The sequence below is a fragment of the Paenibacillus sp. S150 genome (assembly GCF_019352175.1).
GTDB lineage: Bacteria > Bacillota > Bacilli > Paenibacillales > Paenibacillaceae > Paenibacillus_AQ.
The window spans coordinates 23,364-37,941 of sequence record NZ_JACBYI010000055.1; the positions used below are offsets into that span (position 1 = coordinate 23,364).

15 protein-coding genes are annotated in these 14,578 nt (G+C 53.8%); 1 reads left to right on the forward strand and 14 read right to left on the reverse strand.

Translation table 11 applies throughout. The features are described from left to right. Positions 1-1,661 precede the first annotated feature (1,661 nt). The 8 genes from HYD27_RS29080 to HYD27_RS29115 form a co-directional block, all read right to left on the reverse strand. On the reverse strand, positions 1,662-2,462 hold the full coding sequence (locus HYD27_RS29080; RefSeq protein ID WP_219221152.1) for a biotin--[acetyl-CoA-carboxylase] ligase: 801 nt from the start codon (positions 2,460-2,462) through the stop codon (positions 1,662-1,664). Continuing rightward, a complete protein-coding gene (locus HYD27_RS29085; RefSeq protein WP_219221153.1) occupies positions 2,452-3,780 on the reverse strand; it encodes a CCA tRNA nucleotidyltransferase in 1,329 nt (442 codons plus the stop codon). The genes HYD27_RS29080 and HYD27_RS29085 overlap by 11 nt, the downstream gene beginning before the upstream one ends. A gap of 14 nt (positions 3,781-3,794) precedes the next feature. Next, positions 3,795-4,952, reverse strand: coding sequence for an N-acetyl-alpha-D-glucosaminyl L-malate synthase BshA (gene bshA, locus HYD27_RS29090; RefSeq protein ID WP_219221156.1), 1,158 nt, complete (start codon positions 4,950-4,952; stop codon positions 3,795-3,797). A gap of 87 nt (positions 4,953-5,039) precedes the next feature. Further along, positions 5,040-5,759: a bacillithiol biosynthesis deacetylase BshB1 gene (gene bshB1, locus HYD27_RS29095; RefSeq protein WP_219221158.1), complete on the reverse strand. Its 720-nt coding sequence runs from the start codon at positions 5,757-5,759 to the stop codon at positions 5,040-5,042. Then, positions 5,756-6,178: a methylglyoxal synthase gene (gene mgsA / locus HYD27_RS29100; protein ID WP_219221159.1), complete on the reverse strand. Its 423-nt coding sequence runs from the start codon at positions 6,176-6,178 to the stop codon at positions 5,756-5,758. Before mgsA ends, bshB1 begins: the two co-directional genes overlap by 4 nt. 17 nt (positions 6,179-6,195) lie before the next feature. After that, positions 6,196-6,999 carry a 4-hydroxy-tetrahydrodipicolinate reductase gene (gene dapB, locus HYD27_RS29105; RefSeq protein WP_219221161.1) on the reverse strand — a complete coding sequence of 268 codons (804 nt, stop codon included), beginning with the start codon at positions 6,997-6,999 and terminating at the stop codon, positions 6,196-6,198. Between the two features lie 31 nt (positions 7,000-7,030). Beyond that, a complete protein-coding gene (locus HYD27_RS29110; protein WP_219221162.1) occupies positions 7,031-7,552 on the reverse strand; it encodes a tetratricopeptide repeat protein in 522 nt (173 codons plus the stop codon). A 59-nt stretch (positions 7,553-7,611) separates the two neighbouring features. Further along, positions 7,612-7,941 carry a nucleotide pyrophosphohydrolase gene (locus HYD27_RS29115; protein ID WP_036698080.1) on the reverse strand — a complete coding sequence of 110 codons (330 nt, stop codon included), beginning with the start codon at positions 7,939-7,941 and terminating at the stop codon, positions 7,612-7,614. A 285-nt stretch (positions 7,942-8,226) separates the two neighbouring features. Here HYD27_RS29115 and HYD27_RS29120 point away from each other — a divergent pair, with 285 nt between their 5' ends. Continuing rightward, complete coding sequence (locus HYD27_RS29120; RefSeq protein WP_219221163.1) at positions 8,227-9,102, forward strand: YitT family protein; 876 nt, start codon at positions 8,227-8,229, stop codon at positions 9,100-9,102. A 222-nt stretch (positions 9,103-9,324) separates the two neighbouring features. On the opposite strand, the gene HYD27_RS29125 is transcribed toward HYD27_RS29120, so the two are convergent. The 6 genes from HYD27_RS29125 to HYD27_RS29150 all read right to left on the reverse strand — a co-directional run bounded on the left by HYD27_RS29125 (position 9,325) and on the right by HYD27_RS29150 (position 13,799). Then, on the reverse strand, positions 9,325-10,224 hold the full coding sequence (locus tag HYD27_RS29125) for a sporulation protein YpjB (protein WP_219221165.1): 900 nt from the start codon (positions 10,222-10,224) through the stop codon (positions 9,325-9,327). A gap of 56 nt (positions 10,225-10,280) precedes the next feature. Then, the gene (locus HYD27_RS29130) at positions 10,281-10,928 is read right to left on the reverse strand and encodes a DUF1405 domain-containing protein (protein ID WP_219221174.1); all 648 of its coding nucleotides are present in this window, start codon (positions 10,926-10,928) and stop codon (positions 10,281-10,283) included. A gap of 92 nt (positions 10,929-11,020) precedes the next feature. After that, positions 11,021-11,893, reverse strand: coding sequence for a menaquinol-cytochrome c reductase cytochrome b/c subunit (locus HYD27_RS29135; protein WP_219221166.1), 873 nt, complete (start codon positions 11,891-11,893; stop codon positions 11,021-11,023). A gap of 30 nt (positions 11,894-11,923) precedes the next feature. After that, entirely contained in the window at positions 11,924-12,595 is a 672-nt protein-coding gene (gene qcrB / locus HYD27_RS29140) for a menaquinol-cytochrome c reductase cytochrome b subunit (protein ID WP_219221168.1), read from the reverse strand. Between the two features lie 5 nt (positions 12,596-12,600). Beyond that, on the reverse strand, positions 12,601-13,155 hold the full coding sequence (locus HYD27_RS29145; RefSeq protein ID WP_219221170.1) for a Rieske (2Fe-2S) protein: 555 nt from the start codon (positions 13,153-13,155) through the stop codon (positions 12,601-12,603). Between the two features lie 218 nt (positions 13,156-13,373). Then, on the reverse strand, positions 13,374-13,799 hold the full coding sequence (locus HYD27_RS29150) for a DUF2487 family protein (protein WP_219221172.1): 426 nt from the start codon (positions 13,797-13,799) through the stop codon (positions 13,374-13,376). Positions 13,800-14,578 lie beyond the last annotated feature (779 nt).

A 14,578-nucleotide genomic window follows, 5' to 3' on the forward strand; every position in this document is an offset into this window, starting at 1 on the left:
CGCGATCGTCCCTTCTGTCTCGGTCCTTACGGCTCAGAGCAGAATCCAACGTAACCGTGAAATCAGTTATGAAGGTGAATAAAGCAGCAAACTTCTGAATATAAAAGGTTTCTCCGGAGTACAGCTCGACTTCTCGATGCCGTCTCTGCCCTTATTATAACAAAATCTGCAGGCAAGTAAACCAATAAGCAGAAACGGCTGCGCCGTCCTTGTAAAGGACGGGGTGTTTCAGCGGGAAATAGAAGGATAATTTAGTGTGCAAAGCATATAAATTCTTAAAGAACAAAACGGCGATGCCGTCCTTCATTGGACAGCGAGCTGTTTGCATTTCAGTTGTAAGGCTGGCTGCGGTTCCCTGGCTCTCCGGTTCCCCCGGCCGGCTGAAGCTCTTCCTCCCCGATCCCTCCAGACCTTCCTGCTCAGACCCGGCGGCCTAGGCCCAAGTGGAAAAGTCAGACTGTTAAGAAAGTAGCTTTTTTGAGGAGATCGGAATAATAAACCTTTGATTTATAAGGCGTTTTCTAATCGAAAATCATTAAAAATCGGGTTTCTCAACAGTCTGAAAAAGTGAACGTAATCCCCATATTCTCTTCTTCGCTTGCGTTAGCGGGAAAAGGATCCCTAATCGATCCGTTTCTCCCTTACAGAGGAGTACGCCTAAATTAAGATGACCTTGAAACACATTAATCAAAAGGGCAGCCATTTTAGTGGTAAAAAGTATAACTAATCCAATGCATTCGGATTCCGGATCATCCTTAGTGGGAAAAAGTACAACTAATTCAGCTGAAAACAGCCTTTATGGGATGAACGCGCCTCCATTAAGTGTACAAAATCCCACTAAAGCCCGTTCAAGCCAGAATTTCAGCCCATTAGTGTTACTTTTTACACTTCGCTTCCGTTCCCTATGAACCTCCTTGCGTTTCATCAGCGTTTTCATGTACGCCGGTTCCATTCCTATAAATTCAATTGCCTTTTTGGCTCAACACCAAAATCAGCGGTTGACGATGTGAATGAAGTCCGCTGCGGGTTCAGAGGGTTCTTCCGGCCGCTGTTAAAGCCAGGTTTCCTGATTGGAATAAGATTACGGGTTGAATTCAGATAAAGCCGACTTTTTCCCAAGATTCCTTTAAGACTATTCCGTCCATGCAAGTGTACTAATTCTTACGAATTCCACTTTACTCCATTCCACTTCACGCCCCTGCCCCGGTAGCGGCCTCGGTTGGACCCGCTCTATTCCGCGCTTCCTCCTGCAAAACATAGAACCCGCAGACCCAGCACCATTCAGCACAATTAAGACGCATTATAATTTTGCCCTAACTTCATACCTGCCTTATACACAAATGACGAAAAGCATAAGTTCCTAAACGACAAGTGGAAACGGCTTCGCCGTCCTTATAGGGGAGGGGGTGCTTCAGCGGGAAATAGAAGGATAATGGATAGCGTGAAACATATAAACCTGAATTTCGAAAGTGAAATGAACCAATCCAGATCGGACAAGGGATAAACCCTCTTTTTCCTTCACCCATTGGGTGCAAGCTGTTTTTAGCAAGACATCCCTTCGTGTAGAGCTTTTTAGAGGATTTGTGGATACTTACTTTCGAAATTCAGGATAAAGGCTTATATTTTAAACAAGGATGACAAGGAAGGTCATCCTTATCATCCTAAATCATTTCTATTTCTCCTGAAAGCACGCTGGTGATGCTTCCCGTTCCATCCTTAAGCAGCAGCCCTCCGTTGTCATCCAGGCCCACGGCCGTGGCTTCACAGCGCCCCTGCGGGGTATTGAAGCACACCTGGCGTCCCAGCGTGACCGACATCGATTCCCACAGCTCCCTGATCGGATTAAAGCCCTGTTCCATATAAAGAAAATATAAAAACTCCAGTTCCGTCAGAACAGCAGCAGTAAGCGCTGAACGGTCAACGGGAATGCCGCCGCCTTCTATCAGCAGCGAGGTGCCGATTCCCTGCAGCTCCTGGGGATAGTCTTCTTCTGTCAAGTTAACGGCAATGCCAATGCCGGCGATACAGTAATGAAGCCCGCCTTCCCGCAGGGAGGATTCCAGCAGGATGCCGCAAATTTTGCGCCCGCCTGCCAGCAGGTCATTCGGCCATTTAATGCCTGCCTGCACGCCGGTAGCCTCGCGGATGGCTGTGCACACGGCAACCCCGGCCAGCAGCGTCAGCTGCGGAGTAAGTGACAACGGAAGCTCCGGGCGCAGCACAACGCTCAGCCATATGCCCTTGCCCCGCGGCGAATACCATTTCCGGCCCATCCGCCCCCGGCCTCCGGTCTGTTCCTCGGCCCGGACGGCCGTACCTTCGGGCGCGCCGCTCTCGGCGAGCCTTTTGGCCTCTTCCTGTGTGGACACCACCGTTCCCAGCAGCTGCACACGGTCCGGCCAGCTGGACGTAAACGCCTCCCTTCCGGCCCCGGGAAGCCGGAGTCTCTCGTTACTGTTCATCCCTATCCATCCTTTTTGCTTCCAGCAGCAATAGTTGATTGTTATTTGGCAGCTCGCCCGCCGCCACAGCCAGCAGCAGGCTCTGCAGCAGCACGCCCAGCCACGGGCCCGGACGCTTCTCTAGAGCGTCAGCCAGCTCCTTGCCCGTCACCGCCAGCTCTGCCAGCTTGTGCAGCGGCATTGCTGCGGTCCAGGAACGCAGCATGGGGAGGTCCGGCGCATCGGGCCGCTGCACGGCTGGGGCGCCGCAGTCCGGCGCCACGGGCACGGCGGCCTGCGGCAGCGCCGAAAGCAGCGTCAGCCACCCTTCGGCGGCTGACTGGCCGTGGGCCAGCACGGCAGCGATCCAGCGCCGCCGCAGGGCCTCCGTGCCGCCGGGTTCCCCGGGCGGCACCTGCGCAAGCGCTGCGCTCCACGCTTCGCGGACGCGCAGCACTCCGGCGACGGCGCTGCGCGTCGCCCCCGGGAACGTCCATGCCCGCAGCAGCTCGTCGGCCTCCCCGGCCGACCGCTTCAGGGCATGCAGCAGGAGCGCCCACCGCAGGCGGGCGTCCTGCAGGTCCCCGATCCCGGCCGTCAGGGCGGCGGCTGCCGCCATGTCGCTGCCGGTCCAGGGGAACGGCGCTTTGCCGCGCGGCAGCAGCCCGCTGCGGGCCAGGAGACCGAGGCCGCGCTGCGGGTGCGGGCCGAGGACGATGCGGTCAAGCTCCGCGCGAACGCGCTCCACAGCAATATGCGCCAGCTTGTCCCGCTGGCGCAGCAGTCCCCGCCAGGTATTCTTGGCGATGGAGAAGTCCAGAACCGACGCGAAGCGGACACAGCGCAGCATGCGCAGCGCATCCTCGTCGAAGCGTTCCTCCGCATCTCCCACACAACGGACCAACCGGCGGCGGGAGTCCTCCTCCCCGCCAAAAGGATCTACCAGAATTCCATCCGGACCGCAGCACATCGCATTGATTGTGAAATCACGGCGGCGGAGATCCTCCTTCACATCGCTTACAAATAAGACGTGCCCCGGGCGGCGGTGGTCGGTGTAGGCGCTCTCCGTCCGGTACGTCGTTACTTCAAAGCTCCAGCCATTCTGAAGAACAGTGATGGTGCCATGCGCAAGTCCGGTAGGGACGCAGCGCGGAAAAATGTCCATAACCTCTCCAGGCAGCGCCGAAGTCGTCAGATCGATATCATGCACCGGCCGCCCGAGCAGCTCATCGCGGATGCAGCCGCCAACGAAATAGGCCTCATGGCCATGTGCAAGCAAAGCGGATATTACCCCGCCTGCAGCTTCTGCCATTCCGGATGGCGCCATTGTCCATTCCATACCCCAAGCACTCCCTACCTCTGAATCGTATCCAGACCGCGCACCTTGCACCCAAGCACACGGTAATATATATCCTCATATTGATCGGTAATCACATCTCTGCTGAAATCATTGCAGGACCGCTCCAGGCATGCTTTTCGGAACTGCTCCATAATGCGTGCATCCGTCAGCAGCTTCACTGCATATCCCGCCATGGCGTCTGTATCACCGATAGGTGCCAGATAACCGGTCTTTCCATGCTGGATCAGCTCCGGAATGCCTCCCGTCTCCGAGCCGATGGTTGGCACCCCGCAAGCCATCGCTTCCAGCGCCACCAGCCCGAAGCTTTCCTTCTCCGAAGGCAGCAGCAGCAGGTCCGCGAGCGAAATCACCTGGGCGATCTCATCCTGCTTGCCAAGAAACCGGACCTTTTCCTCAAGGCCCATTTCGCAGATCTTGGCTTGAATTTTCGGGAGCTCCGGCCCCTCGCCGACAAGCAGCAGGCGTGAGGGCAGCTTTTGGGATACTTTTGCAAAAATATCGACCACATCCGAGACCCGTTTAACCGGCCGGAAATTGCTGATATGCATTAGGATCTTTTCATCCGGAGAGGCAAAATCCCCCCGGAGATCGGTTACATCGCGCGGATAATACACACGCTTGTCAACAAAGTTATAAGTCAGGTCAATATCGCGCGTGATATCCAGCACCTGACGCGTCTCTTTTATAAGATCCTGCGAAACTGCCGTTACCGCATCGCTCTGGTTAATCCCAAGACGGATCAGATCCTTCAGCGATTCATCCTGGCCAAGCACCGTGATGTCGGTTCCGTGCAGGGTTGTCACCACTTTGATATCGTTGCCAAGCATCTGCTTGGCAAGATAAGCGCAGACCGCGTGCGGCACTGCGTAATGCACATGGAACAGGTCCAGCCCCACCATTTTGGCCACCTGGGCCATCTTGGTCGCCAGTGCCAGATCATAGGGCGGGTAACGGAAAACGTAATAATCATTAACCTCAACTTCGTGATAAAATATATTTTTCTGAAACGTTCCAAGCCGGAACGGGATGCTATGTGTAATAAAATGGACCTCATGGCCTTTCTCGGCCAAAAGCTTGCCCAATTCTGTCGCCACAACACCCGAGCCGCCCAGAGACGGATAACAGGTGATGCCTATTTTTAGCCGGTCCATCGCTCCGTCCCCTTTAAAAGACTTAACTTCATTATTTTGTGTAATGATATGAATTGATTATAGTGGTTCATGGCGATTTTATAAAGCTCACAGAGCTGGATGCCGCTTGACAGCGGCTTTGAACAGCTCCACCGTATGCGGCACCTTGCTGGCGAACCCTTCCGCATAAGGAATCAGCCTCCGCTGCCCAAGCAGCATATCCCGTGAGCGGACACGTTCAATATAACCTTCATTTAACGGGGTAGACACAACATCCCCGCCCGGCGCTTTCTCAAATTGGGAGCGGTAGCAGGACAGCGCCTGCTCCTTAAGGCTATATTGCCCTGTTACATCGACGATAAGGTCCGTGCGCCCCAAATCATTAATGAAATAAAAATACAGCTGCGGCGCAGGCACCGCAGGCTTGTCCGGCATATACTTGCGCAGCTTGGCGTTGAATACCGCTTCCTCCACCAGCCTGCTGCAGGCAATATGATCCGGATGACGGTCTTCCCAATAAGGCGCAAACACAATATCCGGAGCAAACCGGCGGATTTCCAGCGTCACTGCCGCCAGCTGCCCCTCCGTCATATACAGCCCCCGGTCCGGCAGCCCCAGATTGGTGCGTACAGCAGCGCCAAGCAGATCAGCGGCCTGCTGCGCCTCCATTTTGCGCCGCTCCACAGTACCGTTAGACGACATTTCCGCCGAGGTCAAATCACACAAGCCCACCTTGAGCCCGGCGGCAGTATGCTTGGCAATGGTTCCCGCCATGCCGATCTCGGCATCGTCGGCATGCGCGCCGAATACAAGAATATCCAGCTTCATTCATCCACACCAGGCTTGTACTTATGTACAAGCTCACGCCAGCCGAAATCCCCCCGGTCAATCGCTTTGACCAGAATCTCGGCCGTGGCGATATTGGTTGCCACCGGGATGCCGTACACATCGCACAGGCGAAGAAGTGCTGTAATATCCGGCTCATGCGGCTGCGCCATCAGCGGATCGCGCAGGAAAATAATCAAATCCAGCTCATCCGTTGCAACCATTGAGCCAATCTGCTGGTCGCCGCCGAGCGGTCCTGACATATAACGGTGGATGGACAGCTTCGTTGCTTCCATAATACGCTGGCCTGTGGTTCCGGTAGAATACATCTGATGCCCGACAAACACATGCTCATATGCTGTCACAAAGTTAACCATCTCATCTTTTTTCCGGTCATGCGCGATAAATGCAATTTTCAACATGGTGTGTTCTCCCCCATCTATTCTATAAAATGCTCAAAGCCGTAGATCAACCCGGTATAACCCATCACCTTCTGGACTCCCATTTTGACTCCGGGCATGTAGCCTGCCCGCTCATAGGAATCGTGGCGGATTTTGAGCGATTGCCCGAAACCGCCAAAGACCACCTCTTCCTGCGCAAAAACACCGGGAAGCCGGACACTGTGGATGCGGAATCCATTATAATAGCCTCCGCGCGAGCCCTCAATTACCTCTTCTTCTTCCGGGTTTCCCTGACGAAGCTCTTTCCGCACTTCCGAAATCAGCTCTGCCGTTTTGATGGCGGTACCCGAAGGCGCATCCAGCTTCTGGTCGCCGTGATATTCAATAATCTCCAGGTGCGGAAAGTATTTCGCCGCCTGAGCCGCAAATTTCATCATCAGAATCGCTCCGATAGAAAAGTTGGGCGCGATAAGCCCCCCAATTCCCTGTTCCCGGCACTGCTTGTCCAGCTCAGTGATCTGCTCCGGAGTGAATCCGGTAGTACCGATTACCGGACGCACCCCATATTTTATGGCAAGCAGAGTGTTGGCATAGGCCGACTGCGGCGTAGTGAAATCAACGAGAACCTCTCCGCTGCTCCCCGCCAGGGCAGCTTCCAGATCCGTCACAACCTTGACTCCGCTCTCTTCCAGCCCCACCAAACGGCCGGCATCGCTGCCGCTTGCCGAACGGTCTACCGCTGCTGCCAGCTCCAGCTCTTCATCCTGCAGCACCAGCTTTACAACCTCTTTGCCCATTCTGCCTCCTGCACCGGAGACGATAACCCTGATCTTGCCGTCCATTTTATTCCTCCTCGCTTTCACTGGCTCCAATTTATTGAATATATTTTTGCAACGATTTCTGAAGGTCCTTCATGAGCTGCTTCAGCCCGGAATCATCCGGGTGCAGGGAAATAACTTCCTTTAGTGCAGCAATTGCCTGCAGATGCTCATTCATGCGGCTGTGTGCGATTGCAAGCCACACATAAGCGTCCCCGTACAATGGGTCAAGGACAATCGCTTCCTTCAGCAGGGTAATCGGATGATACGGATTAGCAGCCCCGGCAACCTCTTCCTCCAGGAGCTTTTTGGCCTCCTGCACGAGCTGCAGGGCCTGCAGATGCTGAAGGTGGAGCCTGTATTCCGGTTTTCCTCCATCCAGCTTCAGTGCTGCCCCGGCATGCTCCAGCGCTTTTTCCAGCATGCCGCTGCGGGCATACGTTATGGAGCAGCGGTACCTGACCTCGGCATCATCCGGACTGGCCGCAATGGCCGCTTCGAACAACGTGATCGCCTCGGCGAAATCACTGCGGAGTATAGAGCGGTATGCCGCTTTGACATAGTCGTTATGATTCATTTGCCCACCATCCCCACGGCTAAATCCCGTTCGTTTGGTACAGCATATGTTATAGAAGCCTAATCGGTGTTTTTGGGAGTCCACCGTCCGGCATCACGGGTATTGAACTTGTGCATCACTTTATTGTGGGCTTCCGTTAGATCAATTCCCAGCGAGTTGGCGAAGCACACCGTTATAAACAGAATGTCTCCCAGCTCAAGCTCAATCGAGTTATCCGCTTCATCCGCTTTTTTGGGCTTTTCGCCAAATTGATGGTTGACTTCGCGGGCAAGCTCGCCTACCTCCTCCGACATCCGGGCCAGCATGGACAGCGGGCTGAAGTAACCTTCTTTAAATTGTGAGATATAGGCATCAACCTCACGTTGTATATCACCAAGACTTTTATCCATAAATTGTTTCTCCGCCCCCCTGTATGTTCTTGCCTTCTGTTTGCCCCTATGTTATCGTAAAGACGTTTTGAAGACAAATCTTTTTTAGGGGCTGCACATTTCCGGATGCCCCACTCCGGCCGGCGCTGGCTGTAAACCCTGAAAAGCAACCGCTAAAGCCAATATTTCACGGCAGCTCAAGAAAGCCGTACAACGTTGACATTTCTTCATTGTCAGCTTCTATTCATTAGAGCTGCACCTGTCAGCTTTACATTCTGCCCATTAAAGGGCCAGGCGAGGGATTACATGAATTCATCATTTAAAATGGCTTCCGCCATTGGCAAAACCGCAGCGCCTATTATGCTGGGGGCCGCAGTTTACGCTTTCGGACTGCTGTACTTTATCGTACCCAACCAGTTGATGGAGGGCGGCGTAACCGGGATTACGATCCTGCTTAATTATGCGTTCAGCGTACCTATCTTCCTAAGCACTCTGCTGCTTAACCTCCCCCTCTTTTTGCTTGGCTGGAAGGCGCTGGGTGCGCGGCAAATCGCATATACAGGCGTCGGGATCGGCTCGTTATCCTTTTTCCTCTGGCTGTTCGAGCGGATGATTGATGCCGGCTGGATCGTTACATTCAGCACCGAGCATGACTTCATTCTTGCTTCATTATATGCCGGGGTTACGCTCGGCCTGGGGCTTGGCATTGTGTTCCGGTTCGGCGGCACTACAGGCGGCGTGGATATAGTGGCCCGAATTCTCGGGCGCAAATTCGGATGGAGTATGGGGCAGATTATTTTGGCTGTGGACGTCATCATTATCGGCGCCTCCCTGCTCTATATTCCCCGTGAAAAAATACTGTACACACTGGTGGCGGTCTTTATAGCTTCACGGGTCATTGACTTCATTCAAGAGGGGGCATATGCCGCCAAGGCATTCACGATTATCAGCGACAATGCCCCGGAAATCGCTGACCTTATTACAGCGGAAATGGACCGCGGCGTAACGCTGATCCCGGCCATCGGCGCCTACTCCAAACAGGCCAAGTATATGGTATACTGCGTAATTTCCAGACAGGAGATCCGCCGTCTCAGCCAATTGGTCAAATCGGTTGATACCAAGGCCTTCGTCATCATCAGCGATGTTCACGATGTCCACGGCGAGGGCTTCCGGGAGACCTGACCGGTGCGCTGATCACTGGCACACAGCACGAAAACAGCGCAAAAACGACTGCCTCCTGCAGGAACCTCTGCAAGTGAGGCAGTCGTTTTTGCGAGCGCATTACCTTATCTGCGGGCATAGCACGCATTGTTAACGGCATTTCTGCCGTTGTTTTGCCGCCCTGGCCCAGCCTGCCTGCCAGCGCATCGTTCCTCTATCACTCGCCGGGAGCCTCATATGCCCTTATATCGGCTTCCATTCCTCGTTCTCCCCGCGGTATTTGCGGTATGCGGCATAGGCCAGCGCGGCAATGATAAAGCCGCCGGCGAGCAGCCCCCAGGCCCCATAGCTCTGCGGGGCAAGCGGCAGTGACAGTGCCGGTTCGTCCTTTTCTTTGCCGAACATCACCCGGGCGGCATCCTGGCCATAGGAGATGATCTCGATGAGACGGCTGCGCCCCGCTGGCTGTGAGGCAGCCGGAACGCCAGCGGCATAGGACAGCCAGGAATCAAAGGCTTTGACCGTTTCCGGCGGACGGGAGATGATAACCGCAGGCCGGATATTATCGTATCTGCTCTGGAGGCGTTCCAGCGCGGCCTGCCAGCTTTTGAGATCATTTGCGGCAGCGCTTTGCTCCATATCGTTCAGATCCTCGCGGATCAGCTTGTAATATTGCAGCCACATCGGCTGACGCGGATGGTTCAGGCTGTTCGCCGCAAGCCGGAGCTTCGCTGCAGACGCTTCCCATTTCTGCGGAGCGGGCTGTACAGCAGCCAGCGCAGCCTTCAAGTCAATAATGACATCGGACAGCGCATTTATCCCCTCCACTGTAGTCAGGCCCTCGAACGAAGAAGATACAAAGATCTGGGAGACCTTATCACTCTCCTGCCTTGCCTTAACGACATCGCCTTCCAGCACATAGCCGTACAAAGCCTCCGCCGCTTCATCCAGCCGCTGGGCAGCACTCCTGCCGGTAAGTGCCGGAGCGTCAATCCCCTCCGCGGTTTCTGCCTGCCCCGGCAATCCGGCGCCTGCTCCCTGCACAGCCTCTCCGGCCTCCGCGTTCACTGCACCTGCATTCATGCCGGCCAGCAGCCAGCACAACATCAATCCTGTCAGCACAACATATCCCCTGCGCGGCATGAGACATCCCTCCTACCCTAAATGTATGGCAGGAGGACAAGAGATAGAACAGCTTGTCAGCGGCCGGCCGGAGGCTTGTCCAGCCGTTCAGCCCTTCTGGACCTGCCCCCGGACAACCAGGCTGCGGCTGTACTGAAAAAGGTCAGGCCAATGGTAAAGTACTGCACTTCGGTCACGTTATCCTCCAGCACATCCGGCAGCCAAGGGAAGACACCCTCCGAATAATCCACCATATCATTGGCAAATGCCCAGAACAACGCCAGGGGCAGCATTCGCCGGAAGGAGAAGAAGCGGGCGTAGATCAGAGCTTCAACCGCCATCCCGGTATGCGAAACCACCAGCATCCAGTCCTTCCAGCTGATGGCATCCCCCTGGTAGCCTCCGGCAAAAATGATGCTGACCGCCCAAATGCCATACTTCACCGACGTGACAACAGCCAGCGCCTCGATCAGCTCGCGCACGAGCGTTCCCTTGACTCCTTTGGGAGGATAGAGCAGCAGCAGCAGTGCAATCGTAAAGAACAAGCTTGCCGTCGGGCTGTCGGGAACGAAGGGAAGCAGCCAGGCGGGATAGTTATTTGCTGTAAATTCCAACTGATTGCCATACCATATGTACCCGTAAATCGTTCCGAGGAAATTCACAATAAAGAGCAGCCACATGACTCCCCGGTGCTTGAACAGTCTCTCAAACCAGTGAACCGGCATATACAATCTTTAACCTCCCGAATGTGGGTTTGGTAGGAATGCATACAAAAACCCGACCGCAGGTACGATCAGGTTTTTGCGTTATCATTATTTTACTGTTCGTTTTTTTGTTTGGCAAGCCAGCCTGCCAGACTGTCGATGTCCTGCTCGCTAAGACCTGCTGACATCGCAGTTTCCGCCATCGGGGGCATCTGGCCCTGTCCGTTGCGGATGATGGCAAGAATGGCCTCCTTATCGCGGGTGTCTCCCACTCCGCGCAGGGATGGCCCTCCGGCCCCCTTCAAATCCGCTGCATGGCAGGAAACGCAGGTGGCTTGCTTGAACAGGGCCATAGCCGGATCATCCTTGTCCACAATAGCAATTTCCTTCGCCTGGACAGCACTGGCGGCAGGCAGGCCTTTGGCCCTGTTCTCTGCCGCCTTTTCCTCGCGCTGCACGTCCTCGGGAATCTGGCCGGTTTCAGCCATTTCATGCTTATATTCCGTCCAGGCCGTGTTGGTCAGATAGATGATCGCCGCCAGCGAAAGGAACATCAGAGAGGACGCTATCGGCCTGCGGTAGAAACGGCGCTCCCGGCCCGTATCCAGAAAAGGCGCCAGCAGCAGCGAGCCGAAGGCTACCCCGGTAACGCCAAGTGTTCCAAGAACAATGTAATCCCCGGATGCATAAGGCAGCTTCAAGTACTGGTACAGGAACAGGAAATACCAGTCGGGAATCGGAATGACCGCAGCACTGGCATTGGCAGGGAAACCGAGCGGAGCCGGTTCGGAAATCGTCAGCACAAGTATGCCAACCAGCACCACAACGCCGACCATCCATTCCTTAAGCAAAAAGTTAGGGATGAAGGCTTCCGATTTGCCGGGATAAGCCGTGTAATCCGGGGGCGTGATGAATCCGTTGCCCCTGCGCACCCTTGAATCCCCCACATATACAACCTTTTCTTTGGAGTCGTCTCCGTGAGCCATTGCATTTCCTCCTTTTGCTGTGGCCAGGGCTTAGAGCGGACCAGAGATCCCCTGTCTGCGGATCATAATAAAGTGTCCGACGAGCAGAATAAGCAGGACCGCCGGGAGGAAGAATACATGGAGGGCGAAAAAACGGGTCAGCGTTTCCGCACCAACAATGCTGCCGCCCTGCATCAGCTCCTTCAGCACCGGCCCCATGACCGGTACGGAATTGGCAATCTCAAGCGTAACCTTGGTGGCAAAATAAGCTTTATTGTCCCAGGGAAGCAGATAGCCGGTAAGGCCCAGGCCCAGCATCACGAAAAAAATCAGCATCCCGACGACCCAGTTCATCTCGCGCGGCGCCTTGTACGATCCGGTAAAAAACACCCGCATGGTGTGCAGAAACATCATTACTATGACCAGGCTCGCTCCCCAATGGTGCATTCCGCGCACAATTTGACCGAAAGCCACCTTGGTCTGCAAATACTCGACACTGGCATAAGCGTTGATAATATCCGGTACATAATACATGGTGAGGAACATGCCTGATAGGATCTGAATGACCGTAATGAAAAAAGTGAGTCCGCCGAAGCAATACACAAATGCCGAGAAGTGATGCGCCGGATTGACATGCTCGGGAACCTCATGGTCGGCGACATCTCTCCAGATCGGCGTAATATCCAGACGTTCATCAATCCAGTTGTAGACATTTTTAAACATCAGATTTACGCCTCCTTCTTAACCTCAGTATTGGGGACAATCTCACCCAGGTAGACCCAATCGCCGTCCAGCTTGATCTTGTACTGGTCAAGAGGCTTGGGGGCTACGGCAAGATTTTTGCCCAGCTTCGTGTACCTTGCTCCATGGCAGGGACAGTGATATTCATCCGGATATGACTTGTCATTGTTCCAGCCCACCGTACAGCCCAGATGCTTGCAGACTGGTGAAAGCGCATAAATTTCTCCGTTCTCGTCTTTGCGGATCCAGGCTGTCAAGGTAGCCGTACTGGCGTACCATCCGTCCTGCTGCGGAAGCTCAAAGGTGAACTCCTGAGGCACATCGGTGATCTTCGCAGCTTCCGCAACTTTAATGAATTCTCCCGCGCCTTTCTTATGTAATACCGGGTCCACTGCAAAACGGATCATGGGCAGAATCGCACCGGCACCCATAAATGCGGTTGCGCCCCCAAGAGTGTACGTCAGAAACTGTCTGCGGGACATCTCCTTCCGGCTGGGAGGTCCTGGCGATAATGTCTCCTGCTCCTCATTATGGCTGCTCATACGGTGTGTAACCCCCTTTTCACATTTGAGAAGGCACCTGCAGTGTAGAACAAAAGCAATTTTCTGTAAATAATACGTTTTCAATGACGTTTATCACATGGCATAAGTTCAATCTAATCATAGCCCACGCTCTAAAACCCGTCAAGAATATTGTCTAAATTGTGACGGTCCTGCTCGGGCTTTTATTCAAAAAATGTTGATTTTCTGTCACAATTGTCTCAGCTCATTTTGTGCCACATTGCTTGGATTTCATCTCTGATATAGCTGCCTGAAGCTTTGTCCTGAAAACCCTCAATATCAGGCAGGGAAAGCAATAAATCGCTTTCAACAATCCCGGCGGACGCCAGGGCGGTATCTGCGCTCAGCACGATCACATACTGGAAACCGCTGGATTTGACTTTTTGACAAATCTCATTGATATAGGCCGCACTTCCGGCTCCATTATACTGTAAAGCCGGATAGGTCACAACGCGGCCTTGAAACGGCCTTTCCGCAAGATCCATAAAATCCCGCAGCCTCTCCAGCGCCTCGGCAGCTTCAGGCGGACTCTCCAAGCCGCTGAGCCCTGTAAACGGGAGGAGGCAAGTATCGAAGAATCTCCTGTTTTCTGTCCAGCTGTCAGCCGTAAAATCACTGAATTTCATCCCAGTTCCCCCTTTTTTCTTATAAAAGCTTATATTTAAGCAGAAACGGCTACGCCGTCCTTATAAGAACGGTATCCGTTTCAGCGAGAAATAGAATGATAATTTATATAGATTGAACCTGGTTTCTTGATGTATACCACTGTTCGCGGTGGAAATCCGCAGACAAAGGCAGACGCTCTGCTCCTGCAGTCTCCAAATTCCCTTCCGCCGCTTTTTCGCCAGCCTTAATGGTAAAAAGGAACACTAATCCAATGCATTCGGATACTGGACCAGCCTTAGCGGGAAAAAGTACAACTAATCCGGCTGAAATCAGCCGGATGGGGGGAGTGGGCCTCCATGAAGTGTACAAAATCCCACTAAAGCCCGTTAAACCTGAAATTCAAGCCCATTAGTGTTACTTTTTCCACTTCGCTCCAGTCCCCGTGGGCCTTGGCTTCGATTAATGACTCAGGTACTTTGCGGGGACCCCAAAACCTATAAACCTGAATTTCGAAAGTAAGTATCCACAAATCATCTAAAAAGCTCTACACGAAGGGATGTCTTGCTACAAACAGCTTGCACCCAATGGGTGAGGAAAAAGAGGGTTTATCCCTTGTCCGGTCTGGATTTGTTCATTTCACTTTCGAAATTCAGGATGAATTCTTATCTTTCAAGTAGGGTAAGACGAGGGATTACTCCCTCGGACTCCCCGTCAAACCGTGCATGCGGATTTCCCGCACACGGCTTTCCTTCGTCAGTTCCCCATCTTCAGGAGTGAGTTTCCTTCATCCGTCACCGGA

Coding starts and splice junctions, on each gene's coding strand:
- HYD27_RS29080 (WP_219221152.1), bottom strand. CDS start 2,462: ATGAACAGTAACGAGAGACTCCGGCTTCCCGGGGCCGGAAGGGAGGCG.
- mgsA (WP_219221159.1), bottom strand. CDS start 6,178: ATGTTGAAAATTGCATTTATCGCGCATGACCGGAAAAAAGATGAGATG.
- dapB (WP_219221161.1), bottom strand. CDS start 6,999: ATGGACGGCAAGATCAGGGTTATCGTCTCCGGTGCAGGAGGCAGAATG.
- HYD27_RS29115 (WP_036698080.1), bottom strand. CDS start 7,941: ATGGATAAAAGTCTTGGTGATATACAACGTGAGGTTGATGCCTATATC.
- HYD27_RS29145 (WP_219221170.1), bottom strand. CDS start 13,155: ATGAGCAGCCATAATGAGGAGCAGGAGACATTATCGCCAGGACCTCCC.
- HYD27_RS29130 (WP_219221174.1), bottom strand. CDS start 10,928: ATGCCGGTTCACTGGTTTGAGAGACTGTTCAAGCACCGGGGAGTCATG.
- bshA (WP_219221156.1), bottom strand. CDS start 4,952: ATGGACCGGCTAAAAATAGGCATCACCTGTTATCCGTCTCTGGGCGGC.
- qcrB (WP_219221168.1), bottom strand. CDS start 12,595: ATGTTTAAAAATGTCTACAACTGGATTGATGAACGTCTGGATATTACG.
- HYD27_RS29110 (WP_219221162.1), bottom strand. CDS start 7,552: ATGAATCATAACGACTATGTCAAAGCGGCATACCGCTCTATACTCCGC.
- bshB1 (WP_219221158.1), bottom strand. CDS start 5,759: ATGAAGCTGGATATTCTTGTATTCGGCGCGCATGCCGACGATGCCGAG.
- HYD27_RS29150 (WP_219221172.1), bottom strand. CDS start 13,799: ATGAAATTCAGTGATTTTACGGCTGACAGCTGGACAGAAAACAGGAGA.
- HYD27_RS29135 (WP_219221166.1), bottom strand. CDS start 11,893: ATGGCTCACGGAGACGACTCCAAAGAAAAGGTTGTATATGTGGGGGAT.
- HYD27_RS29125 (WP_219221165.1), bottom strand. CDS start 10,224: ATGCCGCGCAGGGGATATGTTGTGCTGACAGGATTGATGTTGTGCTGG.
- HYD27_RS29085 (WP_219221153.1), bottom strand. CDS start 3,780: ATGGAATGGACAATGGCGCCATCCGGAATGGCAGAAGCTGCAGGCGGG.
- HYD27_RS29120 (WP_219221163.1), top strand. CDS start 8,227: ATGAATTCATCATTTAAAATGGCTTCCGCCATTGGCAAAACCGCAGCG.